Genomic DNA, 21,381 nt, shown 5'->3' with positions numbered 1-21,381 from the left:
CGAGGTAGACACAACCGGCCGGCGCCATTGCGCCGGCCGGCTCTTAGTCACGGGTGCGCCGGCATTAGGTCTGGTTGCGGTAGCGGTACATGGTGATCGGCGCGAAGATCGCCACGATCACGGCGCTCACTGCGAGAACCGCGCCGACCTGACCTGCCGTCGCCGTGCCTGACATCAGGCCGCGCGCCGCCGTCACCATCAAGGTGATGGGGTTGACGTCAACAAAGCGCTGGAGCCACCACGGCATCGTCCGCGGGTCAACGAAAATGTTGCTCGCGAACGTGAGCGGGAACAACACCATCATGCTCGACATCATGACCCCGTTCGGTGTGCGCATGACCAGGCCGAAGAGGGTCCAGATCCAGCCGAGACTGAAGGCGAACACGAGCAGGAGCCCTACGGCCGCCACCACACCAAGCACGCCGCCATCCGGACGGAAGCCGAGTATCAGACCCAGCCCAATGACCATCATCGAGGCGATCGTGTAGCGCACTGCGTCGCCCAGCAGGGACCCGACAAGGGGCGCCGGTCGCCAGATCGGCAAGGACCGAAACCGGTCAAAGATCCCTTTCGAGATGTCGGTGTTCAGGCCGACCGCGGTGTACATGGTGATGAAGACCACGGTCTGGACCACGATCCCCGGGAGGAGGAACTGCAGGTAGGCGCGGGTGGATCCCGCGATCGCACCGCCGAACAGGTAGGTGAACATCAGCGTGAACATGATCGGGAAGGCGGTGACGTCGAACAGTTGCTCGGGGACGTGCCTGATCTTCAGGAGCGCTCGCCATGCGAATGTGAGCGACACAGCGAGCGCGCTCGGGCGCCGCGGCCGGTCACTCGAGAGCGCCGAGCGAACGCGTTCGTCGATCCCGGGGGGTCGGAGGGGCGCCTGTACGGTCATGCGGTAACCTCCTCGGCAGCGTCGTCAGCGGTGGGGTGACCCGTCAGGGCCAGGAAGACCTCATCGAGACTCGGTTGCCCGAATGAGAACGTGGTGACCGGGATGCCGTGGCTGGAAAGCACGGCGAGCGCGCGTGCAACCTCCTCCCCCTCGGACACGCGGGCTGACAGCCTTGCCGGGTCGCCTTCCGAATAGGTCGTCAGATCGAGTGAGCGCGCCAGCACGGCTTCCGCCTCCGGCCGGCGCGCAGGATCGCCCAGGCGAATATGGAGGACGCCTGAACCCACCGACGCCTTGATCTCGTCGACGGTGCCCTCGGCGATGACCCGACCTCGGTCGATGATGGCGAGGCGCTCGGCGAGCTGGTCGGCCTCATCGAGGTACTGGGTTGTCAGCAAGACGGTCGTCCCCTCGGCCACCAACGCACGGACGATATCCCAGAGCTGATTCCGACTCCGTGGGTCGAGCCCGGCCGTCGGCTCGTCGAGGAAGAGGAGGTCCGGGGTCACCACGATGCTGGCGGCGATGTCGAGCCGCCGACGCATGCCCCCGGAGTAGGTCTTCACCTGGCGATCGGCAGCCTCGGCCAGGTCAAAGGCATCCAACAGCGCAGCCGCGCGTTCCCTGGCCCGGGCGCGGGAGTATCCGAGGAGACGCCCGAGCAGCACGAGATTCTCTGCACCGGTGAGGTCGTCGTCGACCGAGGCGAACTGGCCGGTCAGGCTCACCCTCCCGCGCACCGCGTCCGCTTCCCGCACGATGTCGTGTCCGAGGACCCGCGCCGTTCCGGCATCGGGGATGAGCAGGGTGGCGAGCATGCGCAGGGTCGTGGTCTTGCCGGCGCCGTTCGGTCCGAGCACACCGTAGACAGTGCCCGTCCGTACAGTCAGGTCGACCCCATCCACGGCTCGGGTTTCGCCGAAGGACTTGACCAGGCCCGATGCCTCGATCGCGACGGCCGGGGAGGAGCGGATCACCATGAGCTGTACCTCCTATCGCGCACTACACCGCGCGGTGCAGTCGAATGGCACCCATCCCCTAACCGAGACGGAACCGCCGCCTCGGACGGAGGTGGTGGTCATCCGATGTTCGGCTGGTCGTGCGGGTCTAACTGGCGCTAGGCGGCGAGGTCTGCCCGCCGTGTGCGGTACTGGAGCACCAGGTGCAATCCGCCGAGTATAGCATCTCGGGCGGTTGGGTAGTGACCCTGAACGATCCCCAGCTCACTGCAGACCGCGCTCCAGCAGCGGGCACCCATGGGGACGGCCAGAATGGTGTAGACGTGGCCTCGGTAGGCCAGCTCGATCGACTCGTGGGCTCCGGCCTGCATCGGGGGCTCCTCTCGCGGTTCCGACCTGCTCGTGGGACCGGCCGGCGGAACCACTACCATCGGGTGCGAAGAGGCGAACAAATGTTCTATTCCAATGATACTAGTCGGCGCTCTTCCTGTCAACCCCGGCTCCGGTAGACTAGGCCGTGCTGGAACACTGCTCGGCCGGCCTGTCGCCGGGAAATCGTCGGCAGTGCAGTGGTGGCCAACGCGGCGCTGAAGGGTCTGGATGCCATGGCCGAGGAGGAGCGAGAACGATCCCTACGCCTCACCTGGAGCGGACGGTTCCTCGCGCCGATCGTGGCGATAGCCGTCTACGCTACCCTGCATGCACTGGCGCCCGATCTGGGTGAGGAGGGTCGGGCAACCGCCGCCATCGGCGCGTTGATGGCGGTGCTCTGGATCACCGAAGCACTGCCGCTGCCGGTCACCGCGCTCATTCCGGTGGCGCTCTTCCCCCTGGCAGGGGTGCTCTCGATCAGCGAGGCCACCGCGCCCTACGCCAGCGACGTTATCTTTCTCTTCCTGGGCGGGTTCATCATCGCGCTCGCCATCGAGCGGTGGGGGCTGCACCGGCGGATCGCGTGGTGGATCATCCGCATGGTCGGCACGCGGCCGACCCAGATCACTGCCGGCGTCATGGCTGCTACGGGATTCATCAGCATGTGGATCAGCAACACCGCCACGACGCTGATGATGCTCCCCATCGCGACGAGCGTTATCAACCTGGTGGCAACACAGCTTGCACACCGGGGGAATGGCAATCCGGTCTCGACCGCCGACGCTCCGTCCGGCGCGACCACCTCCTTCGCGCCACGCTTTGCGACCGGTCTAATGCTGGGCACCGGCTACGCCGCCAGCATCGGCTCAGTCGGCACCCTGATCGGCACACCGCCGAACCTCCTCATGCGAGGCTACCTCGAGGAGACGTACGGGATCGTCATCGGCTTCGGCGAGTGGATGCTCGTCGGCGTGCCGCTGGCCGTTGTGTTCATGGTCCTCACCTGGCTCTTGCTGACGCAGGTCTTCTTCCGGCCGGAGATCGACCGCATCCCTGGCGGGCGAGAACTCATCGCGGAGGAACTGCGGCGCATGGGCCCGATGTCCCGCGGCGAGCGCGTGGCGGCTACCGTCTTCGTCATCACTGCGGCACTGTGGATCGGTCGCGAGCCGCTTCAGAACTGGGACTGGCTCGTCGCGAGGGTCCCGGCCATCACCGGCCTCACCGACGCCGGCATCGCCGTCATCGCCGCGATCGCCCTCTTCGCCATCCCGGTCGATGTGCGAAACGGGGTGCAGGCCATGGACTGGGAGACGGCCCGCCGGGTGCCGTGGAACGTCCTGCTCCTCTTCGGCGGCGGGCTGAGCCTGGCGGAAGGGATGCAGGCAAGCGGTCTCGATATCTGGATCGGCGAGCGGGTCGCGGGACTTGGGACGTTGCCGCCGGTTGTACTCGTCGCCATCGTCTGCCTGGTCGTGACCTTCCTGTCGGAGCTGATGAGCAATACGGCCCTCGCCGCGACGTTCTTCCCCGTCGTCGGCGGGATCGCCGTCGCGAGTGACATCGAGCCACTGCTGCTGGTCGTGCCCGCCGCGCTGGCCGCAACCTTCGCCTTCATGATGCCGGTCGGAACCCCGCCGAACGCGATCGTCTTCAGTTCTGGGTACGTCACCATCAAGCAGATGGCGACGATCGGGATCTGGTTGAACGTGCTGGGAACGGCCCTGATCACCCTGACGACGGTCACCCTCGCAGCCTGGCTGCTCGGCGGCACCGGTGGCACCCCGTAGCTCGCCGCGGCTCGGCGCCGGCGAGCGCAGATTCGCAGCGCCATCCGGCCCGGCAGGTGTGGCGCGAGTGCCGAAACGGTCTCGCCTGGGCGGGCTGACGCCCGAATGCTATGCTCATGGATGAGGAGAGGAGTCCCGGCCGTGCTCGCTCACTGCTGAACGGCAGGCACGAGCCCTGGCCGCGTCGCACGATCTGAGGATGCCGCGCATGCTGCTACCCGTGCTCGACACCGCCCCCGGCACATCGCTCTGGACCGCCTGGGTCGCCCGACCGCAGGTGATGGCGCCGCTCCTGCTGCTGATCGCGGCCTACACCATCGCCCTGGTCCGGCTCCAGCGGGCAGGCGCGCGCAGACCCGCCGGGTGGCGGATCGGCTCCTACTACGCGGGCATGGCGCTGCTGATCGTGGCGCTGCTTGGGCCGCTCGATGTCTTCAACGACACCGTCTTCTTCCTGCACATGCTGCAGCACATGGTGTTGATTCAGATCGCGGCGCCGCTGATCGCGCTCGGCCAGCCGCTCCAGGTGGTCGTGCGCGCGCTGCCCCCGCGGCAGAGCCGTCGATTGGCGAAGATCGTGGCCGGTCATGGGACGGTGCGACGCTGGGCTGATCGGCTGCTGCACCCAGTGCCCGCGTTCCTGCTCTTCAACATCGTGCATGGGCTGTGGCACATCCCGACCCTGTACCAGGCAGTCCTGGACAATGAGCTGCTCCACGACGTTCAGCACCTGTCGTTCTTCATCACCTCGTATCTCTGCTGGTGGTTGATCGTCGACCCGATGCCGCGGCACCGGAGAGTGCCAATCCCATGGGCGCTCGGTCCCGTGTTTCTGACGTCCATGGCCGCCAGCGCGATCGGCGCCGTCCTGACGCTGGCCGACAACGTTGTCTACCCGCGGTACCAGGCACCGGACAGCCTCTGGGGGCTCTCGGGAGTAGTCGACCAGCAAATCGGCGGGCTGATCATGTGGGTGGGCGGCGGCCTCCTCTACTTCGCCGTGCTGCTCATCATGGTGGGTCGGGCACTCGGCTCCGCAGCCGATGAGCCTAAGCGGGACGACAGCCGCTACCAGCCGAGCGTTCACTGAGCACCCCGATACCGCCCTGCCGGCGTGGGCGAGGCGGGGATCCCCGCTCCCGATGCCACGCTCCAGCCTTCCTCTCCCGGTCAGACGCGCCGGAGCTGTTAGGGTCTTGTAACGCCGTCGGGGCCAACGGCCGCGCGGTTGTGGCGCGCCCCATGGTTACCTGATCAGTGGAGCGTAGGGCAGTTCGCCCGCGCAACCGCGTCACGGTAAGGGGATAGCGATCAATGAACCGGCGTTCACGACAGATCCTGGCACTGACCGCGGCGGCACTGGCCACCTGGACCTTCCCGTTCAACCAGGTGGCGGCCATCGGCTGGCTCACCGTCGCGATCCTCATCCTCCCAACCCCACGCCTGAAACCTGAGGTGGTCCCGCGCCAACGACTGCGCAACTTCCTGCGACGCTTCCGCTAGCGATCGGCGGGTTCGCCTTCTCGTAAGACACTGAGGGCCCGGAGGGGATCACCCCTCCGGGCCCTGGTTCGTTCCGGTGCGGCGCGGCCGGCCGGGACTAGACAGCCGTGGACCTGGCCGATCCGATCTGAACCCACCCCCGTCGGACCGCGCACGTGAGTGCCTGCACCCGGTCCTGCACGTGGAGCTTCTTGTAGACGGCCGTGATGTGGTTCTTGACGGTCTGCTCGGTGATGTAGAGGGTGTTGGCGATCTCCTTGTTCGAGAGCCCCTGTGCCACGCAGTCGAGCACTTCCATCTCGCGCGGCGAGAGCGGCAACAGGCCCGGCGCCAGCGGTGCAGAGGCGCGATCGCCCGGCGCAACGGCGCGCAGCTCCAGGAGCAGCCGACGCGCCAAAGCCGGCCGGCTCACGATGAGCACATCGATCGGGCGCTCGCCCTGGAGAATTCGCTGGATCGTGTCGAGCAGCAGCTCCGGCGCTACGTCTTTGGTCACGAACGCTGCGGCGCCTGCCTGAACCGCGGTGAGGATCAGATCGTCGTCGAGGTCCGCCGAGAGCACGATTGCCGGCATACGTGGGTACTCGTCCTTGAGCGCTCGAACCACGTTGATCCCGGTCACCCCCGTCAGTTGCACATCCACCAGCGCCAGCGCCGGACGGTGCGTGTAGGCCTCCTGCATAGCCTGGTAACCGGTGGATGCCTCAGCCACCACGTGCAGCCCGGCTTCCTCCTCGATGAGGCGGCGCAGCCCGTGCCGGAACAACGGATGGTCATCGACGATGAGCACCCCATTCGAGTCGACGTCGCGGGACGACCGGGCCATTGAGATTCCCTCTCCACGAGCGCTATGTCATCGATATCGCGTACGGGCACCATATGGATTGCCCATCCCCAAAATATTATGACTGAACCCATGTGCGATGCGTAGCATCTGCCGACGATCCGTAACAGATTCGTTGCAAGAAGTCGGTGCACGGTCGAGTGGGCGACTCAGGAGAGGATTGGTCCGATTGCGCATGGGGACCGGGGGACGGCGACGGCGTGCTCAGCGGCTGCGCGTCGCCGGGCTAGAGGATCGGGATGCCGAGGAGGGCAGCGGCCACCGGGCCGCGCTCGATGAGACCTCGCGGGACAAATCCAAGGCCCGCATTGCGCAGCCGCGTGACCTCGCCCACTGTATAGAAACCCGCCTTGAGGATGCCACGCGCTGAGGCCACATTATCGAGGTCGTGGCCCACCCAGAAGCGCGCTGCCGTCGCCTCGCTCCGCAGGATCTTCTGCAGGATGCGGGGGTAGATCCCACGCCCCCGCCAGGGCGGGAGCGTCACGAAGTCCCAGAGGTAGCGGTTGCCGCGTGGCAGCGCGAAGACCAGACCGAGCTCACCGATTGCTGCCTCGCGCGTCGCTGACCAGCCACTCGCCACCGGCGTCCCGTCGAGCCACGCCAGGTACGGCGTATGGCCCTCCTCCATCCGAGCGCGGAGCACCGCAGGGCTGCGCTCCGCAACTGCCGCGAGCGCCGCAAGGTCGGTCGCCGGTTCGATGACTAGCCCCGGAACCGGCGGGAGGTCGGGCAGAGGATCACCCCGCCACCAGGTATAGAGGCGCCCGATTGGGGTTCCCACAGGCTGTAGATCGACCCGATCGTCGGTCACCGGCATGCCCGATCTTCCGCGCGGCCTACGAACAGATGCACGCGTGAGGAACCCTGCGGTGGCGGTGCTCGCCCGCCCTCGCGTCGAGCAGCTCCGCAGCGCTCACGGGAGGTCGATCAGGGTGAGCCCGGTCGTCGGGTCAGGCTTGCGGCGGAGGTGCCCTGGCGCCTCCTCAACGATCACTTCGAGTGTCGGCCGCACGTGCCCGCCGAGAAGATGCCCGCCGTAGGCCGTGCCGTCCCGCTTCCCGACAACGACATGGGCATGGACTTTCGGTCCGCCACCCTCTACAGGGTCAAGTGCGATGTCCCCGACCAGGGAGAGGACTTCGACCTGCTCCTCAATCGGGATCTGCTCGTAGTCCTTCTTGTCCAGGTCGAAGAAGCCCAGCACCACGTCACTGAACGCGCCGACGCCGGTGAAGTGGGCTGCGGTCAAACCCTGCTCGCGGGCGAACTCGGTCAACCCCTCGAATACCTCGTCCCCGCTGTCGAAGATCACCGCGTAGGTCTTCCCGCCGTCCTCCTGGATCAACTGTGCCTTCACCCCGACCTCCTTCGCGTCCACCCTGTCCGGGCTGCTCCCGGGTTCAAAGCGCCAACCGCAGGACCGGCGCCACGTACCGGCGCCGCTGAGGGTCGGCCTGGCACCGGACGTGCCTCAGAGATCGGGCATCGGCTCGGCAGGGAACCGGGGAAGGACTGGAACCCGTGGATCACCTACCCGGCAGCGAGAACGACTGGCAGCAGATCCAGCGGGAGATGGAAGCACACGCCCACCGCTGGGATGCGGACTTCATCCTCTTCGACCCCGACCAGCTCACGGCGCAGCTCCAGCCCGGAATGCGCGTGGTCACCCGGACCGGGGAAAAGCTAGGGACAGTCAGACGGGTTTACCAACCGGTCGGCCTCAACCAGGACGAACCGTATCACTGGGAGATCTTCGTCCACGTCGACCGCGGCCCGTTCCGCGGCGACCTCTTTCTTCCCTCACGCCTGATCGGCGATATCGAGGCCGAGACGGTACGGCTGACGGCCTCGCGCCACGAACTCGACGGCATGGTGCTGGATCGACCGGAGTTCGTGCCGGAGTAACGCGGTTTCGGGGCCGTCGGCCGGCCGACGGCCCCGGATCCGTCAGCGTTAGCGCCCGACCGCGATCATGCGGTCGATGGCGACGCGAGCGCGCTCCGCGATTTCCGGCGGGACGGTGATCGGGTAGACCATGTCGCGCAGCGAGCGGTACACCTTCTCCAGCGTGATCATCTTCATGTAGTTGCACACGGCAGCCTCACGCACCGGATAGAACTGCTTGCCCGGTGCCAGCCGGCGGAGCCGGTGCAGCACCCCGGTCTCAGTCGCGACCAGGAACGAGCCGGCATCGGAGGCCGCGGCGTGGCGCACCATGCCCTCGGTCGAGAGGACGTGGGTCCGCCGGGAGTCGAGCCGCCCCGCCTGGAGATCGAGGAGGCAACGCGAGCCGCAGGCGCACTCGGGGTGCACCAACAGTTCCGCATCCGGATGGGCCTCGCGTGCCCGCTCCACGTCCTCGGCCATGATCCCGGCATGAACGTGGCACTCGCCGAGCCACAGGTGGATGTTGTCTCGGCCGGTGGCGCGCCGCACCCATTCGCCGAGGAACAGATCGGGAAGGAACAGGATCTCCTGGTCCTCCGGGATGCTCCGGACGATGTCGACCGCGTTCGCTGAGGTGCAGCAGTAGTCGCTCTCGGCCTTCACCTCGGCGGTCGTGTTCACGTAGGAGACGACCACTGCGCCCGGGTGCTCGGCCTTCCAGGCGCGCAGTTGGTCTGCGGTGATGCTGGCAGCCAGCGAGCAGCCGGCTTCGAGATCGGGCAGCAGCACTGTCTTGTCCGGGCTGAGGATCGCCGCGGTCTCGGCCATGAAGTGCACGCCACAGAAGACGATCACCTCGGCGTCCGTCGTCGCCGCCTGGCGCGACAGGCCGAGCGAGTCGCCCACAAAGTCGGCCAGGTCCTGGATCTCGGGAATCTGGTAACTGTGTGCCAGGATGACGGCGTTTCGCTCCCGGCGCAGCCGGTCGATCTCGGCCACCAGCGCGGACGTGTCCGACGGAGATTCCGTGCCGTTGCCCGCGATCACGGGGCTGTCAACGAGGCTCAGGGTGCTCATCAAGTATTTCCTTCCGGTGCCGGCGGCGTTCCGCTCCCGGCACCCCACTCACCACGAATCACGTCCACGCCGGGCACCCCGGCGCTCACGCATCCTTTCCATCCTGTTTGTCCGGCGGCCCGGGGATCTCCCGGGCGCCGATGTAGTGGAAGAGCCGCGCCGGCCGTCGCGAGCGTCGGTCGCGCACGCCCGGCAAGGGCGCAAGATCCCAGCGAGCCAGCATCTGTCGCGCGAAGTTGCTGGGATCGTACCGCTCGCCCGCCACCGCCTCGTGCACGGCACGCAGGTCGGCCATCGTGAACCGCTCGGGCAGCAGGTAGAAGGCGAGCGGCGTGTAGTTGATCTTCTGCGCCAGACGCCAACGGGCGTAGGAGGCGATACGCCCGTGGTCGAGGGCAAGCGGGCCCGGCAGCGCGTCGATTGGGAACCAGGCGGCCTCCGCAACCCCCTTGCCCGGTCGCGTTGCCCGGCGCGGCGGGTGCCCCGCGGCCCCCGGTTGGAGGATCGCGTAGTACGCCACTGAGATGGCCCGGCCGCGTGGGTCGCGGCCCGGGTCGCCGAAGGTGTAGAGCTGCTCCAGGTACACGCCCCAGAGCCCGGTGGTGTCGACCAGAATGCGCTGCGCGGCTTCATCCAGCGGCTCGTCCGCCCGCACCGGCCCGCCCGGGAGCGCCCAGGCACCGGCGAAGGGCGCCTCCAACCGCCGGACCAGCAGGATCTGCAACTCCCGCTCGACCAGGGCAAAGCAAGCGATGTCCACCGTCAGTAACAGGTCGCCGCGCATGTCGACCGCGCCCTCCCTCAGGCCGTCCCGCGTATAATAGTCACAAGTACCAAAGACTGTCAACCATCGGTGCTTCCAGGTGCCACGATTCATACGCCGCCCGCCCGCCGTGCGAGTACACTAGCCGCAGGCCGGCTCACCCGGCCCGAGGGCAGGCGGGGTGGCACCCGTACGAGGGGAGGCACCGATGGAGCAGGCGACACCCTTCGACCATTCGCGCCGCATCATGGATCTGCTGCGCGGCTACCGCGAGGCTCGCGTCCTCATCAGCTTCGCCGAACTGGGGATCGGCGACGCGCTGGCCGACGGCCCGCTGTCAGCCGAAGCCGTAGCCGACGCCATCGGCGCCGATCCGGGCGCCACCGCACGTTTCCTGAACGCCGCCCGCTTCCTCGGACTCGTTGAACAAGACGGCGATACGTACCGCCTGACACCGCTGGCCGCCGACACACTGACCAGCGGCGGCGCGTCCTCGGTGCTCAACTTCGCTCGCCGTGAGGCGGCTTTCTACCGCCGATGGGCGCACCTGACCGACGCCGTGAAAATCGGTGGCCGTCCCGCAGCCAGCCTGCAGGAAGAGCAAGACCCGAACTGGGTGCGCGACTTCACCCTGGCCCTCTACGACACCGCCCGCATCGCGGCACCCGGGATCACTGCCGCGCTAACCCCGTTCATCGAAGGGCTCGGCCGTCCGGCCCGGGTGATCGACGTCGGCGGTGGCCACGGCGGCTACAGCATCGACCTCGCCCGCCGCTTCCCTGATCTCGAAGCCACGGTCTTCGACCTGCCGCCGGTCATCGAGGTAACGCGCGAGATCGTCGCCGCATCAGGCGTTGGCGACCGCGTCTCCGTCGTCGCGGGCGACTTCCACCAGGACCCGCTCGGCACCGGCTACGACCTGGCACTCGTCTTCGGCGTGCTCGTTGGGGAGGACCGTGAGGGAAGCGTCCGGCTTCTCCGGACGGTGCGGGACGCCCTCGCACCGGGTGGTGTCGCCGCTGTGCGCAGCCACCACGCCGGCCGCCGCGGCGAGCCGTCGCTCAACGGCGCGCTTTTCGACCTGCAGATGCTCCTGTCGACGCGCGGCGGCGCTGCCCACGAGGTGGCGGACACGGCCGACTGGCTGCGCGAGGCCGGGTTCACGGAGGTCGAGACGCTGGACCTGCCCGCACCCGCCACCGGGATTCTGCTCATCGCCCGGGCACCGGCCTAGGACGCCCCGGCATCCTCATCCACCACCGGCCGGGCGGCGAGGCCGAGGAGCGCGAGCAGCACGTCGGCGATCACCTCCCGGTTGAAGCGGTCCTGCGCCTCCAGTACCGCGACGACCGCCTCGTTGAAGGCCTGCTGCGCCCGCGCGCGTTCTCTGTCGCCCGACCGCCGCCAGGAGCGCGGTGCCGAACCCTCCAGGGCTGTGGACGCCGCGCGCAGCGCCTCGAGCGCCCGCGCATACGCGGCCAGCGGCTCACCATCCAACAGCCCGCGCGGCCGCCCGGGCGGCCGCGCGCCTGCCCGTGCCAGCGCCTCGATCGCCCCGGCGCCGGTCACCGCGGGCCAATCCGGCTCCACCGTCCCGCGCAGCGCGCCGCGCAGCCGCTCGATCTCGGCCGGTACGAACCGCCCCCACCACGCCTCACCGTGCAAGTGCTTGACCGCAAAGCGCAGGCGCCCGCGGTGCCAGTCCTCCACTTGCCCCGATGTCGTGGGAGTGTCGGGCGGCAATCCGCTCGCCCGCAGGGAGGGGTCGTAGCGCACACGCCACCCGGCCTCGCGCAGACGGTAGCACAGGTCGACGTCGGCGTAGGCGCCAGGCGGGAACGCTTCGTCGAAGCCACCCACTTCCTCGACCGCGCGACGCCGGAGCACCATCAGGCTCGCCGGTGCGTAGGCGACCTCCCCCGGCGTGTCCCACCGGCCCTCGACCGGCTGCCCGCGGCCACGATGGCGCGCCATCATGGTCGGCTCGTCGACAGCCCCGCCCGCGCTCACCAGCGTTTGGCCGTCCGGCGCCATGATCTTCCCAGCCGCCGCGCCCAGATTCGGCTGCGCCTCGAAAAGCGTGGCCAGCGCCTCCCCGAACCCGGCTTCAACCACCACCTCAGGCGCGAGGACCGCCACCACCGGCGCCTCGGTCACCGCCAACCCCCGGTTCGCGGCGACTGCCGTCCCCAGGTCGCGACCGATGACCTCCACCATCACCTGGGGCCACCCGGCAAGCTCCGACACGGAATCGTCGGTCGAACCGGTATCGACCACCACGACTTCGGTGGGAGGACATGCGCCGTCGTAGAGCGCCCGAAGGCAGCCATCAAGGAAGACCGCGGCATCGCGGTTCACCACCACCGCGGCCCAAGCGTTCGCCCTGTCCGCAGCCCCGGCCACCGCTGCCCTCCGCTTGCCCCGTGCGACCGTGCTACACTCCACCCGGTGAGTGTATACCGGCACTGCTGGGGGACGCACCGCTCGCGGCAGGCTCCCGCCGCCAAGACCGGGGATTGGGTCGTCCTGGGGGCGCGCTGATGCAGATTCCAGCCAGTCGAACCGAGGAGATCAGGCGACCACGGGTGGCCGTCGAGGCGGACAGCCCTGCCCTGGTCATCGACGACGACCCGCCGATCAACTCAGTCTCAGTCGTCGTCCCGCTCCTGGACGAGGCCGAGAGCCTGCGGCCCCTCTACCAGGAAATCGTGGACGCGCTCGACCCGCTGGGGCTGCCCTACGAGATCATCTTCGTTGACGACGGCAGCACCGACGGCTCCAGCCGGGTGCTCCGCGCGCTCCACGCAGCCGACGAGCGCGTGCAGGTGATCCAGTTCCGACGCAACTTCGGCAAGTCCGCCGCGCTCGCCGCCGGGTTCGCCGCGGCGCGTGGCGACGCCGTCGTAACCCTGGACGCCGACCTCCAGGACGTACCGGCGGAGATCCCGCACCTGCTCGCGACGCTGGAGGAGGGCGCCGACCTGGTGAGCGGCTGGAAGTACCCGCGCCACGACCCACCCAGCAAGCGCCTGCCGTCGGCCGTCTTCAACCGCGTGGTCAGGGCCATGACCGGGGTCCGACTCCACGACTTCAACTGCGGTCTGAAGGCCTACCGCGCCGAGGTCCTGGACGAGATCCACCTCTACGGTGAGCTGCACCGCTATATCCCGGTGCTGGCCCACTTCCGGGGATTCCGGGTGCGCGAGGTGCAGGTGCGGCATCGGCCGCGACAGTTCGGCCGCTCCAAGTTCGGTGCCGCCCGCTTCTTCCGTGGCTTCTTCGACCTGCTTACGGTTCTGTTCCTGACGCAGTACCGGCGCCGCCCGCTCCACTTCTTCGGCTGGTTCGGCCTGATCACGCTGCTGGTCGGTTTCTGCATCAACGCCTACCTGGCCACGCTCTGGTTCCTGGGCAACCCCATCGGCCACCGGCCGCTTCTGACGCTGGGCGTGCTGCTGATGATCATCGGCGCGCAGTTCGTTGTCTTCGGGCTCCTGGCCGAGATGATCGCCCACACCTCGGCCCAGCGCGAGTTCAGCATCCGTCGTCACCTGCGCCACGACACCCCGCTCGACCCGGCACGGAGAGACATCCCTCGTGACTGACCACGTCACCGTCCCGGTCCGGCTGGAACAGGTCGCTTGCGACCTCTGCGGCGCTGACGACGCCGAGCCCCTGCTCGATCTCGACGACATCCTGGCGGGAACCACGCCCGACCGTTTCCGCCTGGTCCGCTGCCGGCGCTGCGGCCTGCGCTACCTCAATCCCCGTCCTGTGGCTGAGGAGCTGGCGCGCTTCTACCCGGAGGATTACGCGCCCTTCACCCGGCGCGGGATCGCGGCCCGCGTGCGCGACTGGCAGCGCCGGCGCGATGTGGCTTCTCTGTGGCGCTACCTGGGGCCGCCGGCACGGGTGCTGGACGTGGGCTGCGGCACCGGCGACCTCCTGCGCGCCATCCGAGACCGTGGGAATCCGGAGGTGCTCGGCATCGAGCCGAGCCCACAGGCGGTACGGATCGCCCGCGAGCGCTGGGATCTCGACGTACGCCAGGGCGACCTCCACACCGTCCAGCTTCCTGCAGCGAGCGTGGACGCGGTCCTGCTCTCCCACGTCATCGAGCATCTCCCCTCTCCCTCGGCCACGCTCGCGGAGATCACCCGCGTGCTCCGGCCCGGAGGCGCGCTCATCCTGTGGCTCCCGAATGCGGCCTCCTGGGCAGCGCGGTTCTGGAGGGAGAATTGGATCGGCTACGACGTTCCCCGCCACCTGTACGCGTTCACGCCCGCAACCCTGGGCGCGCTCCTTGCCCGCCATGGCTTCACCGTGACTGAGATTCGCCACGAGTGGCTCGGCCTGGAGTGGTCCTGGGGGCTGCGCCTGTGGGCGCGTCGCCGCTGGGGTCGCGGCCGGCTCGACCGCGCCTTCGCGGCCTTCCACCCTGCGCTCACCGCGCTGCTCACCCCGTTCTCCGCCGCGGCCGCGCTCACCGGCCATGCCGGCCGAATCCTCGTCGTTGCGCACCGAACAGGCGAGTGTTCGGCACGGGATCTTGACAAACTGATGGCAACAGGCAGACAATAGGTCCACACATCCGAGTGCCGCAAAACGCCGCGCCCTTCGATCACCGGAAGGGACAGACCCGTGGCTGCCATCGACGCTGAGCAGATCCGCCAGCAGCTCGCGGCGCGCATCCGCGACCCCGCCGTCAACCTCACCATCGGCGAGCTCGGGATCATCCGAGACGTCACACTCGCCGGGGACCGCCTGACGGTTCGGATCCAGCCGTGTACCCCGGACTGCTGGCCGCTGGCCATGGCGGGCATCGCCCGCAGCATCCGTCGCTTCGCCGCCGACCACGGCCTCCAGGCCGAGATCGAGCTGGAGCCGGTCATGCTGTTGCCGGAGGCGGAGCTGCGGGAGATGGTCGGGGACGACGTCGAGCAAGACCCCACCCGCCTCCGTGAATTGTGGACCCGGAGCTACACCGTCAGCCTGCTCACCGTCCTCAGCCAGCTTGAGGCAAGCGGGCTTGCCGAGGAAGAGATCGCCACGCTCGACATGGCCGATCTGGCCGCGCGGGTCAACAGCGGGTCATTCTCCAGCCGGATGCTCGACGCGCTTCGCCACTGGCGACGCGATATTGGGCTCCCGGAGTCCGGCCCGGTGCTCGTCGACGCCGCCGGCGAACCGATCACCGACCTGCCCCGCTGGCGCCGCGCCGCTCGCCTGGCCCTGCTCAGTCAGCGGACCTATGGCGCCATCTGTCGGGACACCCGCGACGCTTACCATGCGCCCCCGGTTGCTCCGTCCGACTCGTCCGTGCCGCACGACGGGAGGTGAGCCATGCGCCGAGGCTACCTGGTCATCGACAACCACGTCCACTTCTGGGACGCCAGCCGGGAAAACGCCAACGATCTCGGCGAGCGCTGGATCAAGTGCTTCCACGCCTACCACACCGCCCTGACTCCGACGGCTGAGTACGAGTGGGATCTCGAGTTCTTCCGCAAGCCGGAGCCGGACTGGTATCGCCGCACCCTCTTCGAGGAGAGCGGCGTGGACATCGCCATCCTGCAGCCGACCTACCTCTACGACTTCTACAAGCACGGCTTCAACACGGTCGAGCAGAACGCAGCGATGGCCAAGTCCGCTCCGGGACGGTTCATCCTCAACGGCCGCGTCGATCCACGCGACGGGAGCAAGGCCATCGAGGAGCTGCACCGGCAAAAGGAGGAGTACGGGATCCAGGGGCTGAAGCTCTACACCGCGGAATGGTGGAACGGCATACCGCATGGCTGGCGCGCGGACGACGACATGGCGATGCGGGTCTATGCGGAGTGCGTCAAGCTCGGGATCAAGAACATCCACTTCCACAAGGGCCCGGGCATCGACCCGCTGACGCTCGACGGCTTCGACGTCGGCGACGTCGACGCGGTCGCGATCGCCTTCCCGGAGCTGAACATCATCGTCGACCACGTCGGATTGCCGAAGCTGGACAAGTTCTGCTGGATCGCCGTCAAGCAGCCCAACGTCTACGCCGGGCTCTCGGTGGCCGTCGCCTTCGCCGGGAAGCGGAAGCGCTTCTTCGCCGAGATCATGGCCAACTTGCTGGCGTGGCTCGGGGAAGACCGTATCATGTTCGGCTCCGACTTCAACATCTGGCACCCGGCCTGGGAGATCGATGCCATCATCGACTTCGAGATGCCGGAGGATCTGGCTCGCGACTACGGCGTCAGCGTGACGGACACGACCAAGCGCAAAATCCTGGCTGAGAACGCGGCCAAGCTGTACGGGATCGACCTGGAGACGCTGCGCACGACCCCGCCTCAGCCACTTGTCGCCTAGAAGGACAGGGAGCGGCTCGACGAATCGAGCCGCTCCCTCCCCGTCGCGTGGTGGACGTTTGGAACTAGGCAGCCTGGGGTAGTGCCACGGGCTCAGTGCGCCGCGCGGCGATCGCCGCTCGCGCAGCCTCAGCGAGGTTCGCCTCCAGCTTCTCCCCGAAGCGGTATAGCTTCCGGATGCGGCCTGCCTCTGCCGCCTGGACCACGTCCTCCGGCGAGCCGAGCCCCAGTTCGACATGGAGCCGCAGCGCCCGGCGCGGCCCGATCCCCTCCACTTCCATCAGCCGCAGCAGCTCCTCCGGCAGGCTGTGGTAGAGGTCGCGGTAGAACCGCATCTCGCCCTCGGTGAAGAGTTCGCCCAGCTTACGCCGCAGCCGCGTCCCCAGCCCCGGCAACGCCAGTTCCCCTGAAGGGGTCAGATACTCGGTCGCTGGCTCTCGCAGCGCCAGCAGCCGGCGAGCGGCACGCCGATACGCTCGCACGCGGTAGGGGTTCCCGGCGGTCATCTCCAGGATGGTGGCGATGTTGAGGAGGATCAGCGCCGCCTCATGGTTGGTCACGGTCGATCGGTTCATGATGCTCTCCAGTGCGTCGATTCCGTCAACTCAATTGTACCACCTGGATCTATGTTATGGTAAGTTTTTGCCGCTTGAGGGGGGCATGGGCGCCGATCCTTCGCTCGCCTTGACACCCCGCGGGAAATGGGGTATTCTCTGGCCGACAATCGAAACGTGGCGCATTCGTCTAGTGGCCTAGGACACCGCCCTCTCAAGGCGGAGATCACGGGTTCGAATCCCGTATGCGCTACAACGACACAGGCCCCGGATTGCACCGGGGCTTGTTGTATTCGGCAGCAGCCAGAGCCCGGGGGTGAACCCCCGGGCTCACAACGAAAGCCGGCTAGAGCCGGCTTGGGAGTGCGGCGGTCGCGACCGCCGCATCTCCGCGTGGTCATTCTTCCGCCGGCCAATCGGGAGAGGGTCGGGGGCGCCAGGTCGCGCTCCGCCCTCCCCGTTAGGCCCGAGGCCCCACGCGCAACCGCAACCAGTTGCGACGATCGGCTGTCGCGCCCCCTAGTACCCCAGCGCCAGGCCTTCAGTGCGCGGGTCCGAGCCGCCGAAGAGCGTCCCGGTTTCGGGGTCCACCTCGATGACTTGTGCCGCCCCGCCGGCAGCCCAGTCGCCCAGCACCTCGACGCGGTGACCACGCCGCCGCAAGTCCTCAATCACCTCGGCCCCAGCCCGGCCCTCGATGCGGAGCACGAAGTCGTTCGGCAGGTTGGCCGGGTCGGTGCCGGGGAAGCTCAGCCAGCGCGGGGCCTCGATCGCCTCCTGCACGTTCATGCCGAAGTCGATCAGGTTCGTGATCACCTGCATGTTCCACTGCGGCTGGCCGTCGCCGCCCGGCGTGCCGCCGACCCAGCGCAGCTTCCCGCCCTGGGTGACGAGGTAGCAGTTGAGCGTGTGCATCGTCCGCTTGCCGGGGGCGATGACGTTCGGGTGGCCTTCCTCCAGGGTGAAGCCACGGCCCGCCCGGTTGTTCAGCAGGATGCCGGTGTTCCCCGCCACCACCTGGCTCCCGAAGGCGGCCGAGAGGCTGTGGATGAGCGAGACGGCGTTGCCGTCGCGGTCCACCACGCAGAGGTAGGTCGTGTCGCCCACTTGCTCGGGGATGATCCCGGCATCGCACCGCTCCATCGCCCGGCTCATGTCGATCGCCTTGAAGCGCTCGCGGGCGAATTCAGGGCTTAGCAGGGTTTCCAGCGGCACCTGGATGAACTTCGGGTCGCCGCAGTAGGCCAGCCGGTCGGCAAAGGCGAGCTTTTTGGTCTCGACCATCAGGTGGATGGTGTCGGCGCTGCCTGCACCCATGGCAGCCAGGTCGGCGTTAGAGAGGATGTTGAGTTCCTCCAGCATGATGATGCCCTGGCTTGGGAGACTGGTCTGGTAGACGGTGTAGCCGCGGTACTCGGTCTGGAGCGGCTGGTACACCACCGACTCGTGGCCCGCCAGATCCTCGACGGTCATCAGCCCGCCGTTCTCGGCCATGAACCGGGCGATCTCCTCCGCGATCTCGCCCTGGTAGAAGACCTCCGGTCCGCCCTCGACGATCAGGCGCATCGACCGCGCCAGATTGGGGTTGCGCAGCAGGTGCCCCGGCTTGGGCGGCGCGCCGCCGGGCAGGTAGATCTCAGCCGATGTCGGGAAGCGGCTCATCCCCTCCGCGTAGGCGGCGATCGTCTGGTTGCCTTCGGTCGTGAGGGGGAAGCCCTCCTCGGCATAGCGGATGGCCGGGGCGAAGAGGTCGGCCGGCTCCATCGTGCCGAAGCGCTCCATGGCGGTGAAGTAGGCGTGCACCGCGCCAGGCACCGCGACCGAGAGCAGCCCCGTGAACGGCATCTTCTCGTAGCCCCGCTCCACGAAGTACTCGCGGCTGGCCGCCTGTGGGGCGATGCCCGAGCCGTTGATCGCCGTCACCTCGCCAGTGCGGCCGTCATAGTAGATCATGAAAGCGTCGCCGCCGAGCCCGCACATCGCCGGGAGCGTCACCCCGGTCACGAGCGCCGCGGCGATCGCCGCGTCCATGGCGTTGCCGCCCCGTCGCAGGACGTCCAGCCCCGCCGCCGTCGCCAGCGGGTGGGCCGTCGCCACCATCCCCTCGCGCGCCATCACCACGGCGCGCCGCGTTCCCTCGCCTCGCGTCACGAAACGACCTCCTCCTCGTGCGTTCACCGGTCTCGCGTTCGGGCGCTGCCAGCATAGCCGTTGAACCCTGGCCGCGCCACTCTCACCGCCGCGTCGCCACTACCTCCAGGTGCGGCCGCAGTCCGTTAGGCAGCCAGCCGATCGGTACCTGCGCTGCCAGGGGGCGCAGGCGCGCCACGGGGATCTTCCGCACCTGCGCCTGCGTGAGCCTCGCGGGCGACACGAAGGTGCATTCAAACCCCTGCCGCGCCAGCCTGCGCTCCAACTCGCCCGGCGTGCACATCGACGGGTGCCAGAAGTGGTAGTCGTACAGCCCCCGCAGGCGGTAGTACGCCTCGGCTGGACGGCGGTTCGGCGTCTTGATCAGGTAGTGGCCACCCGGCCGCAGCACCCGCGCGACCTCGGCCAGGTGCCCGTCCACATCTGGCAGGTGCTCTAGCAGGTCACTCGACAGCACCACGTCCACGCTGCCGTCCCCCAGCGGCAGCCGCTCGGCGTCGGCCGCGATCAACCGCGCGCCCGGCACACGCCGCCGGGCCTCAGCAAGGCTGGTCGCTGTGAGGTCCAGCCCGACCAGCCGTCTGAACCCCATCCGCTCCATGGCCCGCAGCGCGAAGCCGCCTCCGGCTCCGATCTCCAGCACCCGCACCGTCCGCGGCAGCGTCGCCAGGAACGCGAGCAGCCCGACGGGAGGGTTGTACTCCTCATAGGTATTCGACCAGGTGGGGTAGACACGGTCGATCGCCTCGTAGAAGCGCCGCCGTACCTCCGCCGGGATCGGTCCGTGGCGGTAGGCGTCGGCGCAGCTTCGGCAGAGGAAGGCGCGGCCGGTAAACCGGGCACCGCAGAGCAGGCACGACCGCTCAGACCGATCAACGACCATCCCGCCACCTCCATGCCGCCCAGCCGAGCCAGCCGCCGGTCCCCACCAGCGCAACGCCGTACAGTGCGAAGAAGGCTGGATCGTGCCGCGCTGCCCGTCCGACGTGGTGCACGACCCCGGCTACCAGCGCCCCCACGTCGAGGTCGGCCCGGTACCCGACGTTGAACACCAGGGCACCCGGCGGTCCTTCCTGGCCGCCCGAGAGCTGCAATTGGTGGCCCCCCTCGGGGAGCTGCTCCGTCCAGGTCACGGGCAAGGGCGCGTGCCCCGCCCGGACGACCAGCCGCAGGGCGCGGCTCGCGGTGTCCGGCACCGGCGCGAATGAAGCCTCCAGCGCCTGCGTCTGCCCGGACAGCACCGCGCGGTCGAGGTCGACCTGGACGAGCGGCTCGCCCTCTGAGTACGCCGGGCGGAAGATCAGGTCGCCTTCGACCGGATCGCCACCTTCGAGGCGCGTCCCATCCGGATAGACATCTCCATCCGCATAGCGGAAGGTGACGGCGTTTCCCGGCGTGGACTCGGGCGACGCGACGGTAAAGCGGTAACGGACGCCCATGGAGTCTGGCAGCGGCTCGAAGCGGAAGGTCACGTGACTGTTGTCGTGCATCTCACTGGCGTTGATCGTCGCCGTCCGGATCGGTTCCGCCTCTCCCTCACGGTACAGGTGTAGCACCACGTCACGGTCATTAACGCGGCTGGGTGCCGGGAGCCGGCTGAACTGGGACAGCTCAACGTAGCCCACCTGCCCGTCCTCCAGCCGTACCTGCGCCCAGCCCTCGGCGCTCCCTTCGACCCGCACGGTGCTCCCACCCGGCAACTCGATGATCCGCTCGCCGTCGACCGGTAGGCGCCGCACCGGCACCGCCGGGCCCTCCCGCAGTTGCCCCTCGCCCGGACTCAGGTCGGCACCAAAGGTGGCCACCCTCAGCGTGATCCCATCCAGGTTCGGGTAGCGCGACACAAACGTCTGCCCGATCTCCCGATCGCCCACCAGCTCTCCGAGCCAGGCGTGTTCGGCGGGCCAGTCATGGAAGTGCCCGTCGGGGTACCCCGGATCGGCCTCCGGCGCGTAGTGAATCTCCAGCGTCGCGCCGCTGGCGAGGCTGTCCACCGCACGGCGGACCGTGGGGCCCGGCGGCACTACGCCCAGGCTGACCCGATCCAGGCCGTCGCTCGGCGACAGGAACACCTGGCTCACCGTGCCTCCGACCATCAGGCTTCCCGCCGCGCCGGGCAACTCGGCCGTCAGCAGGTGCTCGACCCGGCACCCCGCGAGGAGCCAAGACATGAGCAGCAGCACCGCGCCCGCAGCACACCGCCGGAGCATGTCCCGCCCGGTGGCTGTGGCCCGAG

Annotated in this window: 21 protein-coding genes and 1 tRNA gene; 10 read left to right on the top strand and 12 right to left on the bottom strand. The window is 68.4% G+C overall.

The genetic code is table 11. The features are described from left to right. Positions 1 to 64: 64 nt before the first annotated feature. The gene (locus tag STHE_RS04365) at positions 65 to 901 is read right to left on the bottom strand and encodes an ABC transporter permease (RefSeq protein WP_012871357.1); all 837 of its coding nucleotides are present in this window, start codon (positions 899 to 901) and stop codon (positions 65 to 67) included. Then, positions 898 to 1,881: a daunorubicin resistance protein DrrA family ABC transporter ATP-binding protein gene (locus STHE_RS04360; RefSeq protein ID WP_012871356.1), complete on the bottom strand. Its 984-nt coding sequence runs from the start codon at positions 1,879 to 1,881 to the stop codon at positions 898 to 900. Before STHE_RS04360 ends, STHE_RS04365 begins: the two co-directional genes overlap by 4 nt. Positions 1,882 to 2,465: 584 nt before the next feature. Here STHE_RS04360 and STHE_RS04350 point away from each other — a divergent pair. From STHE_RS04350 to STHE_RS04340, 3 genes are all read left to right on the top strand, one after another. Further along, positions 2,466 to 4,022, top strand: a complete 1,557-nt coding sequence (locus STHE_RS04350) for an SLC13 family permease (protein WP_052295336.1) — start codon at positions 2,466 to 2,468, stop codon at positions 4,020 to 4,022. Positions 4,023 to 4,230: 208 nt separating this feature from the next. Beyond that, positions 4,231 to 5,112 carry a cytochrome c oxidase assembly protein gene (locus STHE_RS04345; protein ID WP_012871353.1) on the top strand — a complete coding sequence of 294 codons (882 nt, stop codon included), beginning with the start codon at positions 4,231 to 4,233 and terminating at the stop codon, positions 5,110 to 5,112. A 224-nt stretch (positions 5,113 to 5,336) separates the two neighbouring features. Then, a complete protein-coding gene (locus tag STHE_RS04340) occupies positions 5,337 to 5,525 on the top strand; it encodes a hypothetical protein (protein WP_012871352.1) in 189 nt (62 codons plus the stop codon). A gap of 97 nt (positions 5,526 to 5,622) precedes the next feature. Here the strand turns inward: STHE_RS04340 and STHE_RS04335 are convergent, their stop codons facing one another. The 3 genes from STHE_RS04335 to STHE_RS04325 all read right to left on the bottom strand — a co-directional run bounded on the left by STHE_RS04335 (position 5,623) and on the right by STHE_RS04325 (position 7,729). Further along, positions 5,623 to 6,351 carry a response regulator gene (locus tag STHE_RS04335; protein WP_012871351.1) on the bottom strand — a complete coding sequence of 243 codons (729 nt, stop codon included), beginning with the start codon at positions 6,349 to 6,351 and terminating at the stop codon, positions 5,623 to 5,625. A gap of 244 nt (positions 6,352 to 6,595) precedes the next feature. Further along, entirely contained in the window at positions 6,596 to 7,189 is a 594-nt protein-coding gene (locus STHE_RS04330) for a GNAT family N-acetyltransferase (RefSeq protein ID WP_012871350.1), read from the bottom strand. A gap of 96 nt (positions 7,190 to 7,285) precedes the next feature. Then, positions 7,286 to 7,729, bottom strand: a complete 444-nt coding sequence (locus STHE_RS04325; RefSeq protein ID WP_012871349.1) for a PPC domain-containing DNA-binding protein — start codon at positions 7,727 to 7,729, stop codon at positions 7,286 to 7,288. Positions 7,730 to 7,893: 164 nt separating this feature from the next. On the opposite strand from STHE_RS04325, the gene STHE_RS04320 reads away from it, so the two are divergent. Next, positions 7,894 to 8,277 (top strand): PRC-barrel domain-containing protein, encoded by a 384-nt coding sequence (locus STHE_RS04320; RefSeq protein WP_012871348.1) that lies wholly within the window; start codon positions 7,894 to 7,896, stop codon positions 8,275 to 8,277. Between the two features lie 48 nt (positions 8,278 to 8,325). Here the strand turns inward: STHE_RS04320 and nadA are convergent, their stop codons facing one another. Further along, positions 8,326 to 9,336 (bottom strand): quinolinate synthase NadA, encoded by a 1,011-nt coding sequence (gene nadA, locus STHE_RS04315; RefSeq protein ID WP_012871347.1) that lies wholly within the window; start codon positions 9,334 to 9,336, stop codon positions 8,326 to 8,328. A gap of 85 nt (positions 9,337 to 9,421) precedes the next feature. Next, positions 9,422 to 10,120 carry an NUDIX hydrolase gene (locus STHE_RS04310; RefSeq protein WP_041398802.1) on the bottom strand — a complete coding sequence of 233 codons (699 nt, stop codon included), beginning with the start codon at positions 10,118 to 10,120 and terminating at the stop codon, positions 9,422 to 9,424. Positions 10,121 to 10,307: 187 nt separating this feature from the next. On the opposite strand from STHE_RS04310, the gene STHE_RS04305 reads away from it, so the two are divergent. After that, complete coding sequence (locus tag STHE_RS04305; RefSeq protein WP_012871345.1) at positions 10,308 to 11,333, top strand: methyltransferase; 1,026 nt, start codon at positions 10,308 to 10,310, stop codon at positions 11,331 to 11,333. Here the strand turns inward: STHE_RS04305 and STHE_RS04300 are convergent. Beyond that, on the bottom strand, positions 11,330 to 12,502 hold the full coding sequence (locus STHE_RS04300; protein ID WP_012871344.1) for a glycosyltransferase family 2 protein: 1,173 nt from the start codon (positions 12,500 to 12,502) through the stop codon (positions 11,330 to 11,332). The two genes, STHE_RS04305 and STHE_RS04300, sit on opposite strands and share 4 nt — an antisense overlap. Positions 12,503 to 12,639: 137 nt before the next feature. On the opposite strand from STHE_RS04300, the gene STHE_RS04295 reads away from it, so the two are divergent. Genes STHE_RS04295 through STHE_RS04280 form a run of 4 tightly spaced genes read left to right on the top strand, consistent with a single transcriptional unit; the run spans position 12,640 to position 16,441 of the window. Next, positions 12,640 to 13,704, top strand: coding sequence for a glycosyltransferase family 2 protein (locus STHE_RS04295; protein WP_012871343.1), 1,065 nt, complete (start codon positions 12,640 to 12,642; stop codon positions 13,702 to 13,704). Next, the gene (locus STHE_RS04290) at positions 13,697 to 14,680 is read left to right on the top strand and encodes a class I SAM-dependent methyltransferase (RefSeq protein WP_012871342.1); all 984 of its coding nucleotides are present in this window, start codon (positions 13,697 to 13,699) and stop codon (positions 14,678 to 14,680) included. Before STHE_RS04295 ends, STHE_RS04290 begins: the two co-directional genes overlap by 8 nt. Before the next feature lie 60 nt (positions 14,681 to 14,740). Further along, positions 14,741 to 15,439, top strand: a complete 699-nt coding sequence (locus STHE_RS04285; RefSeq protein WP_012871341.1) for an iron-sulfur cluster assembly protein — start codon at positions 14,741 to 14,743, stop codon at positions 15,437 to 15,439. A gap of 3 nt (positions 15,440 to 15,442) precedes the next feature. Then, positions 15,443 to 16,441, top strand: coding sequence for an amidohydrolase family protein (locus tag STHE_RS04280; protein WP_012871340.1), 999 nt, complete (start codon positions 15,443 to 15,445; stop codon positions 16,439 to 16,441). A gap of 64 nt (positions 16,442 to 16,505) precedes the next feature. Here STHE_RS04280 and STHE_RS04275 read toward each other — a convergent pair whose 3' ends face one another. Continuing rightward, complete coding sequence (locus STHE_RS04275) at positions 16,506 to 17,015, bottom strand: helix-hairpin-helix domain-containing protein (protein ID WP_012871339.1); 510 nt, start codon at positions 17,013 to 17,015, stop codon at positions 16,506 to 16,508. 158 nt (positions 17,016 to 17,173) lie between these two features. Between STHE_RS04275 and STHE_RS04270 the strand changes: the two genes are divergently transcribed. Then, positions 17,174 to 17,247, top strand: a tRNA-Glu gene (locus tag STHE_RS04270). Between the two features lie 266 nt (positions 17,248 to 17,513). Here the strand turns inward: STHE_RS04270 and ggt are convergent. The 3 genes from ggt to STHE_RS04255 form a co-directional block, all read right to left on the bottom strand. After that, positions 17,514 to 19,145: a gamma-glutamyltransferase gene (ggt, locus tag STHE_RS04265; RefSeq protein ID WP_012871338.1), complete on the bottom strand. Its 1,632-nt coding sequence runs from the start codon at positions 19,143 to 19,145 to the stop codon at positions 17,514 to 17,516. Positions 19,146 to 19,227: 82 nt separating this feature from the next. Continuing rightward, the gene (locus STHE_RS04260) at positions 19,228 to 20,028 is read right to left on the bottom strand and encodes a class I SAM-dependent methyltransferase (RefSeq protein WP_012871337.1); all 801 of its coding nucleotides are present in this window, start codon (positions 20,026 to 20,028) and stop codon (positions 19,228 to 19,230) included. Beyond that, a complete protein-coding gene (locus STHE_RS04255) occupies positions 20,018 to 21,355 on the bottom strand; it encodes an SH3 domain-containing protein (protein WP_245534880.1) in 1,338 nt (445 codons plus the stop codon). Before STHE_RS04255 ends, STHE_RS04260 begins: the two co-directional genes overlap by 11 nt. Positions 21,356 to 21,381 lie beyond the last annotated feature (26 nt).

The organism is Sphaerobacter thermophilus DSM 20745 (assembly GCF_000024985.1).
GTDB classification, from domain to species: domain Bacteria; phylum Chloroflexota; class Chloroflexia; order Thermomicrobiales; family Thermomicrobiaceae; genus Sphaerobacter; species Sphaerobacter thermophilus.
Note: the sequence above shows the minus strand (reverse complement) of the source record. Positions and strands in the feature narration are given on the sequence as shown.

Coding starts and splice junctions, on each gene's coding strand:
- STHE_RS04365 (WP_012871357.1), bottom strand. CDS start 901: ATGACCGTACAGGCGCCCCTCCGACCCCCCGGGATCGACGAACGCGTT.
- STHE_RS04360 (WP_012871356.1), bottom strand. CDS start 1,881: ATGGTGATCCGCTCCTCCCCGGCCGTCGCGATCGAGGCATCGGGCCTG.
- STHE_RS04350 (WP_052295336.1), top strand. CDS start 2,466: ATGGCCGAGGAGGAGCGAGAACGATCCCTACGCCTCACCTGGAGCGGA.
- STHE_RS04345 (WP_012871353.1), top strand. CDS start 4,231: ATGCTGCTACCCGTGCTCGACACCGCCCCCGGCACATCGCTCTGGACC.
- STHE_RS04340 (WP_012871352.1), top strand. CDS start 5,337: ATGAACCGGCGTTCACGACAGATCCTGGCACTGACCGCGGCGGCACTG.
- STHE_RS04335 (WP_012871351.1), bottom strand. CDS start 6,351: ATGGCCCGGTCGTCCCGCGACGTCGACTCGAATGGGGTGCTCATCGTC.
- STHE_RS04330 (WP_012871350.1), bottom strand. CDS start 7,189: ATGCCGGTGACCGACGATCGGGTCGATCTACAGCCTGTGGGAACCCCA.
- nadA (WP_012871347.1), bottom strand. CDS start 9,336: ATGAGCACCCTGAGCCTCGTTGACAGCCCCGTGATCGCGGGCAACGGC.
- STHE_RS04310 (WP_041398802.1), bottom strand. CDS start 10,120: ATGCGCGGCGACCTGTTACTGACGGTGGACATCGCTTGCTTTGCCCTG.
- STHE_RS04305 (WP_012871345.1), top strand. CDS start 10,308: ATGGAGCAGGCGACACCCTTCGACCATTCGCGCCGCATCATGGATCTG.
- STHE_RS04295 (WP_012871343.1), top strand. CDS start 12,640: ATGCAGATTCCAGCCAGTCGAACCGAGGAGATCAGGCGACCACGGGTG.
- STHE_RS04280 (WP_012871340.1), top strand. CDS start 15,443: ATGCGCCGAGGCTACCTGGTCATCGACAACCACGTCCACTTCTGGGAC.
- STHE_RS04275 (WP_012871339.1), bottom strand. CDS start 17,015: ATGAACCGATCGACCGTGACCAACCATGAGGCGGCGCTGATCCTCCTC.
- STHE_RS04260 (WP_012871337.1), bottom strand. CDS start 20,028: ATGGTCGTTGATCGGTCTGAGCGGTCGTGCCTGCTCTGCGGTGCCCGG.
- STHE_RS04255 (WP_245534880.1), bottom strand. CDS start 21,355: ATGCTCCGGCGGTGTGCTGCGGGCGCGGTGCTGCTGCTCATGTCTTGG.